This is a genomic window from Lactiplantibacillus fabifermentans DSM 21115 (assembly GCF_000498955.2).
GTDB lineage: Bacteria > Bacillota > Bacilli > Lactobacillales > Lactobacillaceae > Lactiplantibacillus > Lactiplantibacillus fabifermentans.
Map to the genome: position 1 here is coordinate 17,797 of NZ_AYGX02000166.1, position 15,497 is coordinate 33,293.

The 15,497-nt window shown below is 45.6% G+C and carries 15 protein-coding genes and 1 riboswitch; all 15 genes read right to left on the reverse strand.

What is annotated here, in order from left to right; all coding sequences use genetic code 11:
* Positions 1 to 398: 398 nt before the first annotated feature.
* Complete coding sequence (locus DY78_RS14280) at positions 399 to 1,196, reverse strand: Cof-type HAD-IIB family hydrolase (RefSeq protein ID WP_024625169.1); 798 nt, start codon at positions 1,194 to 1,196, stop codon at positions 399 to 401.
* A gap of 98 nt (positions 1,197 to 1,294) precedes the next feature.
* On the reverse strand, positions 1,295 to 2,563 hold the full coding sequence (locus DY78_RS14285; protein ID WP_024625168.1) for a tetratricopeptide repeat protein: 1,269 nt from the start codon (positions 2,561 to 2,563) through the stop codon (positions 1,295 to 1,297).
* Positions 2,564 to 2,685: 122 nt separating this feature from the next.
* Positions 2,686 to 2,961 (reverse strand): HU family DNA-binding protein, encoded by a 276-nt coding sequence (locus DY78_RS14290; protein ID WP_003640587.1) that lies wholly within the window; start codon positions 2,959 to 2,961, stop codon positions 2,686 to 2,688.
* Between the two features lie 251 nt (positions 2,962 to 3,212).
* Positions 3,213 to 4,523, reverse strand: coding sequence for a ribosome biogenesis GTPase Der (der, locus tag DY78_RS14295; RefSeq protein WP_024625167.1), 1,311 nt, complete (start codon positions 4,521 to 4,523; stop codon positions 3,213 to 3,215).
* A 653-nt stretch (positions 4,524 to 5,176) separates the two neighbouring features.
* Complete coding sequence (rpsA, locus tag DY78_RS14300; RefSeq protein WP_024625166.1) at positions 5,177 to 6,469, reverse strand: 30S ribosomal protein S1; 1,293 nt, start codon at positions 6,467 to 6,469, stop codon at positions 5,177 to 5,179.
* 89 nt (positions 6,470 to 6,558) lie between these two features.
* Positions 6,559 to 7,242, reverse strand: a complete 684-nt coding sequence (gene cmk / locus DY78_RS14305) for a (d)CMP kinase (RefSeq protein WP_024625165.1) — start codon at positions 7,240 to 7,242, stop codon at positions 6,559 to 6,561.
* Between the two features lie 37 nt (positions 7,243 to 7,279).
* Positions 7,280 to 7,918 carry a LysM peptidoglycan-binding domain-containing protein gene (locus DY78_RS14310; protein ID WP_024625164.1) on the reverse strand — a complete coding sequence of 213 codons (639 nt, stop codon included), beginning with the start codon at positions 7,916 to 7,918 and terminating at the stop codon, positions 7,280 to 7,282.
* Positions 7,919 to 7,979: 61 nt separating this feature from the next.
* Positions 7,980 to 9,419: a RecQ family ATP-dependent DNA helicase gene (locus DY78_RS14315; protein WP_024625163.1), complete on the reverse strand. Its 1,440-nt coding sequence runs from the start codon at positions 9,417 to 9,419 to the stop codon at positions 7,980 to 7,982.
* Positions 9,409 to 10,449: a YpbB family protein gene (locus DY78_RS14320; protein ID WP_024625162.1), complete on the reverse strand. Its 1,041-nt coding sequence runs from the start codon at positions 10,447 to 10,449 to the stop codon at positions 9,409 to 9,411. Before DY78_RS14320 ends, DY78_RS14315 begins: the two co-directional genes overlap by 11 nt.
* Before the next feature lie 804 nt (positions 10,450 to 11,253).
* A complete protein-coding gene (locus DY78_RS14325) occupies positions 11,254 to 11,841 on the reverse strand; it encodes an ECF transporter S component (RefSeq protein WP_024625161.1) in 588 nt (195 codons plus the stop codon).
* Between the two features lie 128 nt (positions 11,842 to 11,969).
* A riboswitch (FMN riboswitch) is annotated at positions 11,970 to 12,091 on the reverse strand.
* A gap of 73 nt (positions 12,092 to 12,164) precedes the next feature.
* Complete coding sequence (locus DY78_RS14330; RefSeq protein ID WP_024625160.1) at positions 12,165 to 12,881, reverse strand: pseudouridine synthase; 717 nt, start codon at positions 12,879 to 12,881, stop codon at positions 12,165 to 12,167.
* Positions 12,881 to 13,489, reverse strand: coding sequence for an SMC-Scp complex subunit ScpB (gene scpB / locus DY78_RS14335; protein WP_024625159.1), 609 nt, complete (start codon positions 13,487 to 13,489; stop codon positions 12,881 to 12,883). The genes DY78_RS14330 and scpB overlap by 1 nt, the downstream gene beginning before the upstream one ends.
* Positions 13,476 to 14,168 (reverse strand): segregation and condensation protein A, encoded by a 693-nt coding sequence (locus DY78_RS14340; RefSeq protein ID WP_235810684.1) that lies wholly within the window; start codon positions 14,166 to 14,168, stop codon positions 13,476 to 13,478. The genes scpB and DY78_RS14340 overlap by 14 nt, the downstream gene beginning before the upstream one ends.
* A gap of 40 nt (positions 14,169 to 14,208) precedes the next feature.
* A complete protein-coding gene (locus DY78_RS14345) occupies positions 14,209 to 14,592 on the reverse strand; it encodes a hypothetical protein (protein ID WP_024625157.1) in 384 nt (127 codons plus the stop codon).
* 14 nt (positions 14,593 to 14,606) lie between these two features.
* The gene (gene xerD / locus DY78_RS14350; protein WP_024625156.1) at positions 14,607 to 15,497 is read right to left on the reverse strand and encodes a site-specific tyrosine recombinase XerD; all 891 of its coding nucleotides are present in this window, start codon (positions 15,495 to 15,497) and stop codon (positions 14,607 to 14,609) included.

Here is a 15,497-nt window from a genome sequence, read left to right on the forward strand (position 1 = left end):
CCCCGTTAAAGCCACCGACAACTAGACTAATCAATACACAAATGGTCCCGCTACAACATCGGTAGCGGAACCATCTTCATTTTGAAATCAATTTAGTTGTGAGTCGATAGTGAGGACTAATGCTTGCTTAGACTAATCACCATCGAAAACATTCAATCACAAATTCGTATCCTTAACATTATTTTGAAACTGAGCTGAAATTAGCAGTTGGCTGACCGTCATGGAATCGTCCTGAAAGTGGTGTTAACGGACGTTTTTTGCCCGTTTACACCACGGACGTCTTTTGAGACTTGCTTTTCAGGCTCAAAAGCGAGGTCCAAGACCGCTTCTCAGGCTTGGACCGGTCCCAGGACGATTCCATGACGGTCAGCCAACTGTGGCAATTCCAAATCAGCCGATCAAATCAACGTATCAATGACGTCGAGGACGCCGTCATGGTTGTTGTCGAAACGCGTTTCGTAATTTGCGGCCGCTTTGACGGGCGCAATCGCGTTCTTCATGGCGTAGCTGTAATCTGCTTCACTGAGCATTTCAATATCGTTACCGTTGTCACCAAACGCGGCCGTCGCACTCGGTGCCACTTGCCAATGATCTTGCAAGTAGGCGAGCCCGGTCGCCTTGTTAACGTGCGGTGCAATCACATCAAAGCCCCCGCCACCACTGACGGTTGCCCGTAATTGCCCGGCAAAGTGGTCGTTAATCATTTTAGCGTGTAAGTTGGCTTGTTCGTCATCCCAACTAAACGTCGCTTTATAAATATGGTCATCGATGTTGGTTAAATCGTCGATGACGTGCCGCTTGCTTAAAAAGTAGCGCATAATTTCATTATCATCTTGTGGCCGCAAGTACGACCCTTGTTTACCTGAAATTGAAATACTGGCACCGGCTAATTCCGGCGTGGTCGCGACGTAAGTCAAGAGTTCGTCAACTAACGGACCTGCCAGCAAACTTTCGTGCAAAATATGGCCATGATTATCAATCACCAAACTACCATTTTCGGCCACGTACGTAAATTCACCATTAATTTTGTCAAACACGTCGATACAATGTTGCAACTGATTGCCACTGGCGACCACAAAATGTTGCCCATTAGCATTCATTTTATCTAATTGCGCTTGAAAACGGTCATGATCAAAATGACGGTCATCTCGTAAAAAGGTCCCGTCGATATCCGTTGCGATTAGTGCTACGTTCAAGGCTGCATCCCCCTAAAGTTAATTAATAACCTTATTTTACCAAAGTTGGAAGCATTTTCAATTCACAGCCACGCCGCCTCATCACGATTTAATCAATGCTAATACCCTTGGTCCTCATAATCTTCCAACATTGCGACCATCTCACCGTCGTCCGGTTGAATCGTCAAATAGTTGCGTAAGGCCGCCACGGTTTCATCAATTAACCCTGCTTCACGGAAGAAGTAAATCGCTGGTTTCAAGAAGTCGGCATTATGTTCAAAGAACGGATAGGCAGCTTCATAGTTATCTTTGGCCTGTTTGAAGTGATCAAGGCGGTCGTTAGAGATCGCCAAGTTCCAATAAAATTGTGGGTCAAATTCATTACTCTGTAAATATTGGTCCAACAAATCAATATTATCTTGATAGCGTTCTTGCTTAACTAACAAATTAGATAATTCCAATACCGTCGTCAAATTATCCGGATCAATACTCAAGCCTTCACGCAAATACTTCTCACCAAGGTCCATATCGTCCAATTTGAGGGCGATACGCGCCGTTTGCAAATAGAGCTGCTCATTATACTGATCGACCGCTAAACCTTCTTGTAACGTCAATAAGGCCTTATCAAGCTGGTTGAGTTGTTCTTGGGCTTCAGCCAAGTAAGGATAGACCGTCGCATATTGTGAATCTTGTTCACGTAACTTGTTGAATACGTCGATGGCTTTGCGCGGTTCGTTCAATTGTAAGTACGTAAATCCAAGTTCAAATTGACTATCCGGCGTTAATTTAGCCGGTTTGATTTGTTCTAAATACCCAACCGCTTGTTCAAATTTCCCGGCTTCGGCATACGAGACCCCTAACCGTTCAACTAAGTTCACTTTAGAAATTTCTAACTGGCCTTTTTTGATTAAATCCAGATAGAAACGAATCGCTTTATTGTAATTACGAATTAAGAAGTAAAATTCGGCCAACGCAAATTCAACAATTGGTTCGTCGGGCGCTAAATTGTACGCTTCCACCAGTTTTTGTTCGCTCACTTCAAATAGCTCTTGCGTTTGATATAAGTCGGCCTCCACTAATAAAGCTTGGACATACGCCGGTGAATCGGGTTTTACTTGATGTAAATAATCGAGTGCTAAGTCAGTATCGTCATCATCAATGGCAATATCGGCTAAGCTGGTCCGCAAATCATCTTCGTCCGGATACTTTGCTAATAATTTTTTATAAATACGGGTGGCTTGCTTTAGGAAGCCTAGTCCGTATAATTCTTCGGCCAAACTATACAACGTGTCGTCATCATCTTTACGAAGCGCCCACGCGAAATGTTTATTGGCTGTTTCTAATTGCCCGTTGGATAACGCGGCGAGCATTTTTTCTGAATAAGTCATTGCACCCATCCTTTTTTCGCCATTTAGTCATAATTCGACTTACTATCATAACGCAAATGCACACAAAAAAGCCAGTATAACGGTTGCTATACTGACTTTAAAGTTTGAAACTTTAGTGACGCTTATTTAACTGCATCCTTTAAAGCTTTCCCTGGCTTAAATGCAGGTACTTTGCTTGCTGGAATTTGGATTTCGTCGCCAGTTTGTGGGTTACGGCCCTTACGAGCAGCACGTTCACGTACTTCGAAGTTACCAAATCCGATGAGTTGAACTTTTTCACCCTTTGCAAGAGTGTCTTGGATTGATGCAAATACTGCGTCTACAGCAGCAGTTGCGTCTTTCTTAGTTAAGTTAGTTGCAGCAGCAACGTTGTTAACTAATTCAGCTTTGTTTGCCATGTTTGATTCACCTCCCCTTTACAGAGTGAAGATGTATGTTCATTTTTAAATTCCGTACATCCAGATGATCATTTTTGAGTGGTCCAAAAATGAGAGAAACGATGACAAGCATCATTTCTTGTTCAAAGATAGCATAGGAATGCTGTAATAGCAAGCTTTTTTAAGGTTTTTGGCTAAAATATCGAAATTGAGTAATAATCGTTTACAACTTTGATACCTTATGCTAAAATGCCTAGTTTGCGCCATTTTGGCTACTTCCGCCGCCGTTCGATCATATGAATTGGCGTACCCGTAAAATCAAAAGCGTTCCGAATTTGATTTTCGAGGAACCGTTCGTATGAAAAGTGCATCATATCAGGATCATTGACAAACACGACAAAGGTTGGTGGTTGGATGGCCACTTGGGTCGCGTAATAAACGCGCAACCGTTTCCCGTTATCACTTGGCGTTGGATTCATCGCAATCGCATCCATGATGACATCGTTCAAGACAGATGATTGAATCCGCCGTGAATGGTTCATGTTGACCTTTTGAATCAAGGCCGGTAATTGTTCCAACCGTTGACTCGTCTTAGCCGACACGAAAACAATCGGTGCATAGCTCAAGTAAACGAACTGGTCACGAATGTACTGTTCGAATTCTTGCATGGTATGGTTATCTTTTTTAACCAAATCCCACTTATTGACCACGATCACGATAGCTTTACCCGCTTCATGCGCGTAACCAGCCACCCGCTTGTCTTGTTCCCGAATGCCTTCTTCACCATTGATAACGAATAAGGCCACGTCACTATTGTCAATCGCCTTTAACGCGCGCATCACACTGTAACGTTCCGTGTTTTCGTAAACTTTACCTTTTTTCCGAATCCCGGCAGTATCGACCATGACGAAGCGATTACCTTCTTTATCGGTAAACTTCGTATCAATCGCATCCCGTGTCGTCCCGGCCACGTCCGAGACGATGACCCGGTCTTCACCTAATAAGGCGTTAACAATCGATGATTTACCAACGTTCGGCCGACCAATCAAACTGAACCGAATCGTGCCCGGTTCATCGTCTTCGCCACTTTCAGGGAAGTTTTTGATGACGGCATCCAATAAATCCCCAAGTCCCAAGCCATGGGCCCCAGAAATTGGATAGGGATCGCCGAAACCTAAGGAATAGAAATCATAAATTTCACTCCGTAATTCCGGATTATCCACTTTATTGACCGCTAAAACGACCGGCTTATCCGACCGATATAAAATTTGGGCCACGTGTTCATCGGCATCCGTCACGCCTTCTTTAGCGCTGACCAAATAAACGATAACATCGGCTTCATCGATCGCGATTTCCGCCTGTTCGGTAATTTGTTTAATAAAGGGGGCATCGTCAATATCGATCCCACCAGTATCAATTAAACTGAATTGTTGTCCTAACCATTCACTATTGGCATAAATCCGATCCCGCGTAACCCCGGGCGTATCTTCAACAATCGAGATTCGGTCCCCGGCAATCCGGTTAAAAATCGTGGATTTACCCACATTAGGGCGTCCAACAATTGCCACTACTGGTTTTGGCATGTTGTGTTCCTCCTTCGTGCATATTCATTCAAATTTGAGTTATTTGACGTTTTGAGCCGTCTCCGGTCCGCTGAAACATCGCTGTGGGGCAACCTGTTGATGCCAGAGTGCGGTCATCAACAGCGGTTGGCAGCCAGGCCAAGACCGCCCGTCTACCAACACGACCCATGATCTAAGCGGCCAAAAAACACCCGCTAAGATCATTTTCACAGCGAAATTTCAGCGGACCTCCGACTAATTGCGATGATTATTCACTAACATCATCTAATATCAATCTGTGAATTGATAGCTGACCGATAATTGCGCCACATTCAGTGTACCAATTACCGCCAAAAACGCAACTTTCAGCATATTACTAAGTGTCCATCGTTGCAATACACTGATAGCCAGTTGCGAACTGCCATGGCACCGTGTCGACAGTCTTAGTCACTGTTTTTTGGTGGCTTAGACTGTGGGCCGACTTGGTAGACCCACGGGTTGTGTGGGGCTTCCAAGCGCCCTGGGGACCGCATTTTGGCCCCAGGTCTGCCCCACGGTGTCATGGCAGTTCGCAACTGGCGGCAAGTCATAACCGCCATTCAAAAAATATTTAAATTCATAAAAAAATATCCTTCAAGGCAAGCTTGAAGGGTATTTTTAGAAGCAATCAATGATTACTTTTCATCATCGTTGTTTTCAGCGTTCTTCAAAGCGTCACCAATCAAATCACCTAAACTGAAACCAGTTGATTCTTCTGGTGCGTTAGCCGTTGAGCGTTCAGCAGCTGAACGGTCGTCGCGACGATTGTTACGACGGTTGTTCCCACCGCGGTTGTTGTTGCTGTGGTTTTCTTCTTCGCCTTCAGCAGCTTGTGGCTTTTCTTCCAAAGCCTTGATTGACAATGCTAAACGTTTTTCGTCAGGACGAACATCTAAGACTTTAACCTTGATGTCTTGGCCGACCTTCAATACGTCGTTTGGCGTTGCAATGTGTTGATGTGAGATTTGTGAAATGTGAACCAAACCTTCAACACCAGGGAAGACTTCAACGAAAGCACCAAAGCTAGTCAAACGTTTAACTTTACCGTCTAAGACAGCGCCTTGAGGAGCTTTTTCTTCAATGCCATCCCATGGTTCTGGTAAAGTGGCTTTGATTGATAATGAAACCCGTTCACGGTCAGCGTCAACAGATAAGATCTTAACCTTAACTTCTTGACCAACCTTCAAAACATCAGCAGGCTTTTCAACCCGATCAAATGAAATTTCTGAAACGTGAACTAACCCATCGATACCACCGAGGTCAACAAAGGCACCAAAGTTGGTCAAACGAGCAACTTTACCTTCAACAACTTCGCCAGCTTGTAAGGTCTTCAAAGCTTCTTCACGTTGTGCTTCGAGTTGCTTTTCAACAACGGCACGGTGTGATAAGATCAAGCGGTTTTCGCTTGGTTCGATTTCGATAATCTTAAGTTCGAGTTCTTGACCTTTGTAAGCGTTCAAGTCTTCAACATAGTGATCATCAATCATTGAGGCCGGGATGAAGCCACGTACGCCAGCATCAACGACTAAGCCGCCCTTAACTACTTGCGTTACAGGAGCTTTAATCGTATGACCTGCTTCGTATTCTTTTTCAACGTCGTCCCAAACTTTGCGAGCTTCTAGGCGACGGTGTGATAGTAAGTAACTACCGTTTTCTTTGTCGCTGCCAATCCGAGAAATGACAACTAAGTCTAAAACGTCACCGACTTTAGCAGCTTCGTTGACATCGTTTACGCGTGAAGTTGAAAGTTCCTTCAAAGGAACCACCCCTTCAACACCAGTACCTTGGATACCAACAATAACTTGCTTGTCGTCATCAATAGCTAAGACTTCACCCTTAACTACGTCACCGACGTTAACTTCTTCAACGCTATTTAAAGCGTCTAAAAGTTCATTTTTCTCATTTTGACTGTTTTCGTTTTCACTCATGCAAATTTCCTCCTGTCAACAATAACTCTAACCTATATCATAGCTGAAAACGCAATGAAAAGCTAGCTAAAAGCACTAAGTAAATGCAATTAGATTGTTGAACTTTGTTTTTTTATAATATCAGCGATGGTATCAACCACTTGTTCAATCGACATGGGTGTCGTATCAACAAGAATTGCATCGGCTGCTTGGGTCAATGGTGATACTTTCCGAGTTGAATCCTTATGGTCCCGGAGTTCAATCTCAGCTTGCAATTGGGCTAAAGGCGTATCGATCCCTTTTTTGATGTTTTCAGCGTAACGCCGTTTAGCGCGTTCCGCGGCCGATGCAACTAAGAAGATTTTCACTTCCGCATCGGGTAAAACGGTCGTCCCGATATCCCGACCGTCCATGACGATGCCACCCCGTTGGGCGATTTCACGTTGTTGGTCCGTTAAAATTTCGCGAACCTTAGGCAAGGCCGCAATCGTCGACACGTTATTCGTGACGTCCGGTTGGCGAATGGCCATGGTGATTTCTTCGTCATTGGCAAACACGAGTTGGTCAGGCTCACCTGGTTTGAAACTGATCGTGAGTGTTTGCATTAAATCGGCAACGGCCGCCTCGTCAGTCAATTCAACTTGGTGGTGCATTGCCCAATAAGTTACGGCTCGATACATGGCACCAGTATCGACATAAATATAGCCAAACCGTTTGGCAACGAGTTTGGCAACGGTACTCTTACCAGCGGATGCTGGGCCATCGATGGCAACTTGTAATGCTTGTTCTGCCATTAAGTTCTTACCCTCCAATTTTAGCAGCTGTTCGTGCTTAACGAACGCGTAGCTTTTGACCAGCTGAAATTGTGGAACCGGATGATAAGCCATTTAATTCTAAGAGTTTGTCCACGGAAATCCCGGCATTCGTCGCGACCCGATAAACCCCTTGACCGGCTTCAACGGTTACGTATTTCTTACTAGTTGATTCGGAGCTACTGCTGCTACTTGATGCGCTACTACTGCTGTCACTGCTGCTCTCAGTACTCGCCGTACTTTCAGAGCTGGCACTGACACTACTAGCAGCTTTTTTGGAACTAGCCAAAGCTAAACTGCTGCTCTTCGCCGCTGCCTTTTTCTTAGCAGCTGCGACCGACTCGCTTTTAGCGGCGGCCTTTGAAGAGGCTTTTGAAGCGGCGACACTCGAAGACTTGCTCTTCGAACTCGAGCTAGCGACTTGTTCGGTTTGTTGCGGATTATTCAGCGAATTTTTCTTCACCAAAAAATAACCAATTGGTGCTAAGGCCAACAACAAAATTAAAACCACTAAAACGGTGGTCAATGTTGAATTGCTGCTATCCTGTTTGCGTTTTTGAGTCCGCGACAAATTGCCCGAATCATCCCGATCGTCTTCAAAAGTTTTGTCCCATGGTTTATCTTTTTGGGACTTTTCATTATCATTTTTTTGACTCATAGGGTGTTCCTCCTCAAAAAACTTTCAACCAATATTGTAACATAACCCTTAATTGATTTCTTTAAGAATTTTGTAAAAACAACTGGTCTAAAATCGATTCCCACGCTGGATTGGGGGGTGTTTGCGCACGTAATGGCGCTTGTAAATTAAGTGCCGCTACTGGGAGCGAATCGCCCTTTAACTGACAGCATTCGTTAGTATGCGTCGGCGCCGGTTCATCAAAATGAGCTAACAAAACGGCCCGCCGACAGCCTTCCGCTTGAACATAAGCGAGTAGTTGACGCAGTTCATCATTTTTTCCACGTTGCCGTTTTTCAAAGATCTTGGTCACTTGCTCCACCGTATAATCGTGTTCCCAATAAAACTGTAACACTTGGCCTAAATCATCATGGGGGGTGATATTTTGCTGATACAGCTGAAACGCCTGCGTAATTTCATTGGCGGATGCCGACGTTAAGTCATTTAAATTACGGACTAACTGTTCGTCGCCAGGTGCGTAGAGCAAGACAGCTAACGATTGGCCCCCGTCACGACCCGCCCGACCAATTTCTTGTACATAGTCGGCCAAACTCGTAGGTAAGTGATAATGAATCACTAAGCGAATATCGGCCTTATCAATCCCCATGCCAAACGCTGACGTGGCACAAATAACATCTAACTGGCCGGCCATAAATTGTTGCTGAATCTTGAAGCGGTCTTCACCTGATAAACCGGCGTGATACCCGGCGACCCGCAATCCGGTCGTACTTTGGAGCCATTCGGCAATCAAATCAGTCTGCCGCTTGGAGCTGAAGTAAACAATCGTGGGCCCTTTGACCGTCACAACCAGCTGTTGGAGCATTTGCCGTTTTTCATCTTCATTAGCGACCGCCGCCACCCCTAAATAAATGTTTGGCCGATTCGCTGAATACACGACTTGTTGGGCCGCGGGCAAGCGTAACTGGGCCAAAATATCTTGCCGCACTTGGGTCGTTGCGGTTGCCGTTAGCATCAACGTCCGCTGTGGCTGAAGTTGTTCGCGCAACTGGCCGAGCGCCAAGTAATCGGGGCGAAAATCCGGCCCCCACGTAGAAATACAGTGAGCTTCATCGACCACGAATAAAGCAATCGGCGTGGCTTGCACCGCCGCTAAGACTTCCGGCTGTTTCAACATTTCGGGCGAAACAAATAAGAATTTATACGCATTTAAGTGCCGTAACACTTGCTGACGGGTCCCAAAAGATAATTGCGAAGTCAAGGCGGCCACTTGTTTTTCGCCTTGATAATTCAGGCGTGCCACTTGATCTTGCATTAAAGAAATCAGCGGCGACACCACCACGACTAGCCCCGGCATGATAGTGCCAACTAATTGATAAATCAACGACTTACCGGTCCCGGTTGGCAAAACCGCCAAGACATCCTGCCCCGCCAACAATTGGCTAATGACCTCATACTGCCCAGGACGAAATTCATCAAAGCCGTATTTTTGTTTTAATAACTGATAAATTTGCTCACGCTGCATTCGTCTGACACCTCATAATTTGAAATAAACGAAACCAGAAAAAATCCATTTCCGGGGCGACTGTTTGCACTTGTTCAAAGCGCCAGTTCGCCACCACCGGCTGATCAGCAAAAATTTCGGTTAACGTCTGCACCCGGGCCGGCGTCAATACTTGCGTATATGGGAAAGTCGGCACTAAGATGGCAACTTCTAACAGGTGCTCGCGCACGGTACTCAGCTTTAAACGGCGCTGAATCGCCACTTGCTCGACCGTTAAGCCTTGTTGGACCGTTTGATATGTCTGCCAAGCACTGGGCGTCACGGGATTACTTTTGACTAAGGGTTGTAATAGCGTCGCTAAACACGACTGTGGTTGCGTTTCTAGCCACAAACACCACCGACAAGCTAAATCTTTACGCATCACTAAAATTTCTAACGGTGTTTTATCCAATTGCGTCGCCAGTTGTTGATCCGTTTGTCCCGGATTTTCAAAGCCACTAATACTTGCGACAAAGACGGTCGGTAACGGCGCCGGCAACGACTGCAAAAAAGTCGTTAATTCCGTATGTAGCTGTTCGCCCAAGTGTGCCACGGTTTGACGCCGAAACCACTGTTTAACAATGGCTTGAATCCCGGGGTCAGTCGTTAGCGGATAATAACGATTCTGATGATGCACGGCTTGTGACGCCACTTGCAGCGCCAACGCACTAATCGCGGTAAAACGACGCACATCAATCGTTTGAAATGCCCGAAAAGCCACGGGTTGGTACAACGTTGCTTGCAACTGTTCTTTATGGGCGGCCCCGGCAGTCGTCAACTGGACATAACCTTCCATCGGTGTCGCCAAGTCGCCGGCCGTGAGCAGTTCTTGCAAGCTGGCTAAAAACTTTTCCATAGGAACCCCATGCCAACTGTCCAATGCTGACAAACAGTCATAGGTCAGACCCGCAAACAACGTCGAAACCGTCCGCCGCCCGCGCAACACATTAAAGACGGCTTTCGCCCGCCGTGGTTCCGTACTAAACATCATTAATATATAATCCGTAAACACCCACGGTCGCCCCTTTCAGTCTTTTCAGCATAGCATTTTCAAGCGCACTTGACCAATCATTAGGTAACTCCGTAAAACAGCTCGTTCACCGTTTTTTTCTAATGGTTAGTCAAAAATTGCCGCTGCCGACTGACCGTAATTCCAGCCGCTATGAGGACCGTGGTGTAAACGGGATACACCCCAATCCCATTAACACCACCCGCATGGCGATTTCCATCACGGTCAGTCGGCGGCTAGATGTTTTTTAATAATAATAGTGCCACACTAATACAGGTTGGATATCTTTTGTGTTTGGCATCGTAAAATATGTTTAATTCACTATAAATATTAACTAATTTTGAGAAAGAATAGCCAAAGATATCGGTGGTGTAGTTCCGGCAAAAAAACAGCTGAACCAGCGCCACTTCCAAACAAAAATCAATACAGTTTGCGTTAGCGATAACGAACTCTGCTGGAAGTTTGATTGGCTTTTTTACTACCAGTTATTTACCGAAAAAGCCTGGCCACAACTAATTTCAATTCAGCAAAAACCGTAACCAACACAAATGGTGCGACCACAAAAAATTGTAGTCGCACCATTTTAAATCGAAAACTAATTCAGTTGTGCGTCAGTGATAATGGAAGTTGCCGTGAAAGTGCCGTTAGTTCGGCGTGCTTTTGGCCGAGCTTACGGCACCGACATCTTTGGAGATTGGCGGGTTAGGCCAAGCTTCAAAGTGAGGTGCGAGACCGCACTTTGGCTCGCACCGGTCGCCACGGCGACTGGAATTATCACTGTCGCACAACGGCAATCACAACTATTTTTTAATTCACCCGACTCATCAATTGGTTGTGATCGCCGAGCCAACCAGCTAAGCGATTGTAGACTAACCAAAAGACGTTGCCGACTAACAGACCTTTAATCAAATTAAATGGAATGACGGCAATTAAGACTAACGTGTTCACTGGGACGCTGAGTTTGAAGCCCATGACTTGAATGTAAAACGGCAAGACAAAGGTCATATTCGCTAACGACTCAATAATGACGAGTCCAACCGTGGCAATTGCAATCGCAATCGGCATCCGGTATTTTTCATTACCGCGATAGTAGCGTAAGACGAGTGCAAAGGCGATGATTAACACCGCAGAACCTAAGAAACTCGCAAACGACCCGATTAAATCATAGATTGCAAAACCAGCCGTCGCTGAATGCAAGACTAACTTAATGATGGTGATCGTAAAGGCCCCACCCATCCCGTATAAAAATAGCCCAATCAAAATGGGAATATCCGAGAAGTCAATCTTCATCCAACTGGCCATTGGAATAATTGGAAACTCCAATAACATTAAAATATAAGCACACGCGCCGAGCAAGGCAATGCCCACTAGTCGGCGTAACGTTGTTTGTTGCATAACGCACCCTCCTATGGGTCATCTTCAATGAACCATATTGCCGTATTCTTTACAAAAAAACGCCCCAATAACCTAACTTTAACGTTAGTCATCAGGGCGGGTTTATTTGCTAGTTTATGACAAATAAGCTCGATCTTCTTTATACCAGACTTTAACTGTCGACTTTGGAATTACACCAAATCACTATGCATTGCATAGGTCGCGGGCTATTACCGCCGGTCGGGAATCACACCCTGCCCTGAAGATGAACCAATATTGAATTTTTAATACAGGTATATTGTAACTAGTTGACTAACAAAATGCAAGGACGAATTGTAAGCGTTTTATCGTTCGCCCTTTAATTTGCTAATTTCAATTGGTTTAAGTTTACGATACTCGCCTGGTTGGAGACTTTGCAAGTCTAAAACCCCATAGCGTTCCCGTTTTAACTTCGTCACTGGATGGCCAATCGCCGCCATCATCTTCTTAACTTGGTGGTTATGACCTTCATGAATCGTTAATTGGACCAACGCATTATTCTTTTTATGGTCACTATCCATCAAGTTCGACTTAGCGGGGGCCGTCTTACGACCGTCGATTTCGACCCCTAACCGCAGTTGCTTCAAGTCAGCGTTGGTTGGGACGCCTTCGACTTTGGCCATATAAGTCTTTTTAACTTCAAATTTTGGATGAGTCAAGCGGTTCGCTAAGGCGCCATCGTTGGTCATGATGAGTAAGCCGGACGTATCATAATCCAACCGGCCCACCGGATAAATCCGTTCAGGGACATCCTTGAAGAAGTCCATAACCGTTTTGCGGCCTTTTTCATCGTGAACCGTGGTCACCACGCCGCGTGGTTTATAAAATAAGTAATAGACGGGTTTTTCCGCCAATAACGGGGTGCCGTCGACTTCGACGTGGTCACTTGGTTCAACTTTGACCCCTAAGGTCGTGACGGTTTTACCGTTCACTTTAACATGGCCAGAGGTGATCAAAACTTCCGACTTGCGCCGTGAAGCGACCCCCGCTTCAGCCATGACTTTTTGTAATCGTTCTGCCATTATTTTTCCTCACTATCTGCTGAGTTGCCTTGCAATTTATCTTGAAAGGCGGTTAAGAACAAGTCAGTTTCTGGGGCTGGATGTTCCGTATCGGTCAAAGCTTCTAAGTCGATGGCCGGTAAGTCGTCCAGTGATTTTAACCCAAAGTAATCTAAAAATGTTTCCGTCGTACCATACAAAATCGGCCGCCCCGGCTCGTTTAACCGGCCCGTTTCGGTCACTAATTGCCGCAACACTAATTTTTGAATCGTCGAACCACTCTGGACCCCCCGAATCTCATCGATTTCAATCCGGGTCAGCGGTTGCCGATACGCAATAATCGCCAAAACTTCTAGTGACGCTTGCGACAAACTCGTCGTCAACGGCGCTTCAAAGTACCGTTTCAAAATTGGTGCCACTTCGGCCTTAGTCGCTAAACGATACGTGTTGGCCGTTGATAGAATCGTCAATGCACAATCGGGTGCCTGGTCATATTGGGTCGCCAAGGCCGTTAACATCGTGTTAATTGCTGGCTTAGCAAAGCCAGTGGCATGTTCCATCTCCGCCACCGTAATGCCTTCATCGCCAGCCACAAATAAGAGCCCTTCAATTTGTTCAATGTTCGTCATGCTGTTCATCCGTTCTCAAATATAACTGGATTGGCCCGAGCCGCTCCGCTTGTACTAATTTTAATTGCGTTTGCTTGGTCAATTCTAACACGGCCATAAATGTTGTGACTAACATATCGTCAGATGCCGTGACCGTAAATAAGTCCGCAAAGTCGACCCCTTGGGGATGCTCCACTAATTGGGTCTTAATCTGGGTCATCCGGTCTTCAATGTTGACCGGGTCGGCAGCGACGGTTTTCATCAATGGTCGCGCCCGCCGCCGTTTAGCGACTAATTGGCGAAAAGCCGCTTGCAAGTCATCCACGGTGATGCCCGCCGTAAGCTTCGGCGCCGCCAAGTCGGTGGGAATCAGCATCGCTTCACGCGTAAAATGTTGATGCCGCGCTTGCTCTTTGACCCGTAACTCGCCCGCCGCTTCTTGATAAACTTTATAAGCTAATAATTCGGCAACTAACGAATCACGCGGGTCTTCATCCGCGTCGGCCTCTTCATCGTCATCGACGGTCGGTTGTGGTAATAAATACCGACTCTTGATCGTCATTAACGTGGCCGCCATCACCAAATAGTCGCCGGCGATGTCTAATTGCAGCGTCGCCATTGAATGCAAATAATCTAAGTATTGCTGCGTAATATCCGCAATCGGGATATCATAAATATCCATTTTGTTTTGCCGAATCATGTGTAACAACAAGTCCAAGGGACCTTCAAATTCGGAGATCTTAATGGTGATCGGCTGTTGTTGATTGTTTGTCTCGATGATGTTCCCACGCTCCAATAATTGTTGCCATCGCTAAGGTCCCCATCACCCGTTTGCCCGGATATAACGCAGCCAGCTCATCAAGCATTTGGCCTTGATTAGCAGAATTGCGTTCTTCGGGTGATAACGAGTTATGGTGAACCAACACAAAATCAGGTCCGACTTCGATGCCAATCACCCCGCTAAAGTCACCATCGGCTTGCCGCCATAAATATAATTGATGGTTGCCAGTTGATTGATACCACTGCATTTCCATTTGCAAATGCGCGATATCTTTAAAGTCTGGCAACAATGATAACAGGCCCATCGCCACTTTTTCGTAATCTTTGCGATATTTGACTAACATCTCAATCCTCCTAATTACGCTCGTGGATGATACTTATTATAAACTTCCGCGAGGCGTTTTTTCGTAATATGCGTATAAATTTGGGTCGTCGAAATATCGGCGTGCCCCATTAATTCTTGCACAACCCGCAAATCGGCCCCATTTTCTAAAATATGGGTCGCAAACGAATGTCGTAGCGTATGCGGCGTGACATTTTTTTCGATTCCCGCGGCTTTGACTTGTGCTTTTAGATTCTTCCAAACGCCTTGACGCGTCAACTGACCGCCATGATTATTCAAAAAGATGTACGGATTACGCCGTTTTGGCGAGGCCAACTTCGGCCGGGCCGTCTTTAAATACCGTTCTAAAAAGTCGATTGCGACATCGCCGATCGGAATGATGCGTTCTTTATCACCTTTCCCAATCGTTTGAATCAAACCTAAGTCTAAATGTAAATCGTCGAGTTTCAAGTTAATCGTTTCACTGACCCGCAACCCCGTGGCATACATGACTTCTAACAAGGCCCGGTCACGCAAACCTAAGGGCGTATCAACCTTAGGCACCGCCAATAAATTTTCAACTTCCTTAGCCGACAAGACTTGTGGCAAATGCTGAGCCCGTTTGGGGGTGTCAATCTTCAGCATCGGGTCACTATCCACTTGATGCATCTGCGCCAAGTATTGAAAAAACTTACGCAAACTGGAAACCGCGTGAATAATCGTATTGCGGGACTTCCCACCCTCATCTAAAAATTGCAAATAATTCAAGATGACGTAGCGGTCGACCGTTTGCAAATCGGCGATTTTTTGGGTCGTCAAATATTGACAAAACTCGGTCAAGTCTTGCTGATAACTCTTAATACTATTCGTTACTAAACCGCGTTCAACACGCAAAAAATGCAGGTAATCAGCAAGCTGGTCCTGCAT

Coding starts and splice junctions, on each gene's coding strand:
- scpB (WP_024625159.1), bottom strand. CDS start 13,489: ATGACGAACATTGAACAAATTGAAGGGCTCTTATTTGTGGCTGGCGAT.
- DY78_RS14340 (WP_235810684.1), bottom strand. CDS start 14,168: ATGATTCGGCAAAACAAAATGGATATTTATGATATCCCGATTGCGGAT.
- DY78_RS14315 (WP_024625163.1), bottom strand. CDS start 9,419: ATGCAGCGTGAGCAAATTTATCAGTTATTAAAACAAAAATACGGCTTT.
- DY78_RS14310 (WP_024625164.1), bottom strand. CDS start 7,918: ATGAGTCAAAAAAATGATAATGAAAAGTCCCAAAAAGATAAACCATGG.
- xerD (WP_024625156.1), bottom strand. CDS start 15,497: ATGCAGGACCAGCTTGCTGATTACCTGCATTTTTTGCGTGTTGAACGC.
- der (WP_024625167.1), bottom strand. CDS start 4,523: ATGCCAAAACCAGTAGTGGCAATTGTTGGACGCCCTAATGTGGGTAAA.
- DY78_RS14325 (WP_024625161.1), bottom strand. CDS start 11,841: ATGCAACAAACAACGTTACGCCGACTAGTGGGCATTGCCTTGCTCGGC.
- rpsA (WP_024625166.1), bottom strand. CDS start 6,469: ATGAGTGAAAACGAAAACAGTCAAAATGAGAAAAATGAACTTTTAGAC.
- cmk (WP_024625165.1), bottom strand. CDS start 7,242: ATGGCAGAACAAGCATTACAAGTTGCCATCGATGGCCCAGCATCCGCT.
- DY78_RS14285 (WP_024625168.1), bottom strand. CDS start 2,563: ATGACTTATTCAGAAAAAATGCTCGCCGCGTTATCCAACGGGCAATTA.
- DY78_RS14330 (WP_024625160.1), bottom strand. CDS start 12,881: ATGGCAGAACGATTACAAAAAGTCATGGCTGAAGCGGGGGTCGCTTCA.
- DY78_RS14290 (WP_003640587.1), bottom strand. CDS start 2,961: ATGGCAAACAAAGCTGAATTAGTTAACAACGTTGCTGCTGCAACTAAC.
- DY78_RS14345 (WP_024625157.1), bottom strand. CDS start 14,592: ATGTTAGTCAAATATCGCAAAGATTACGAAAAAGTGGCGATGGGCCTG.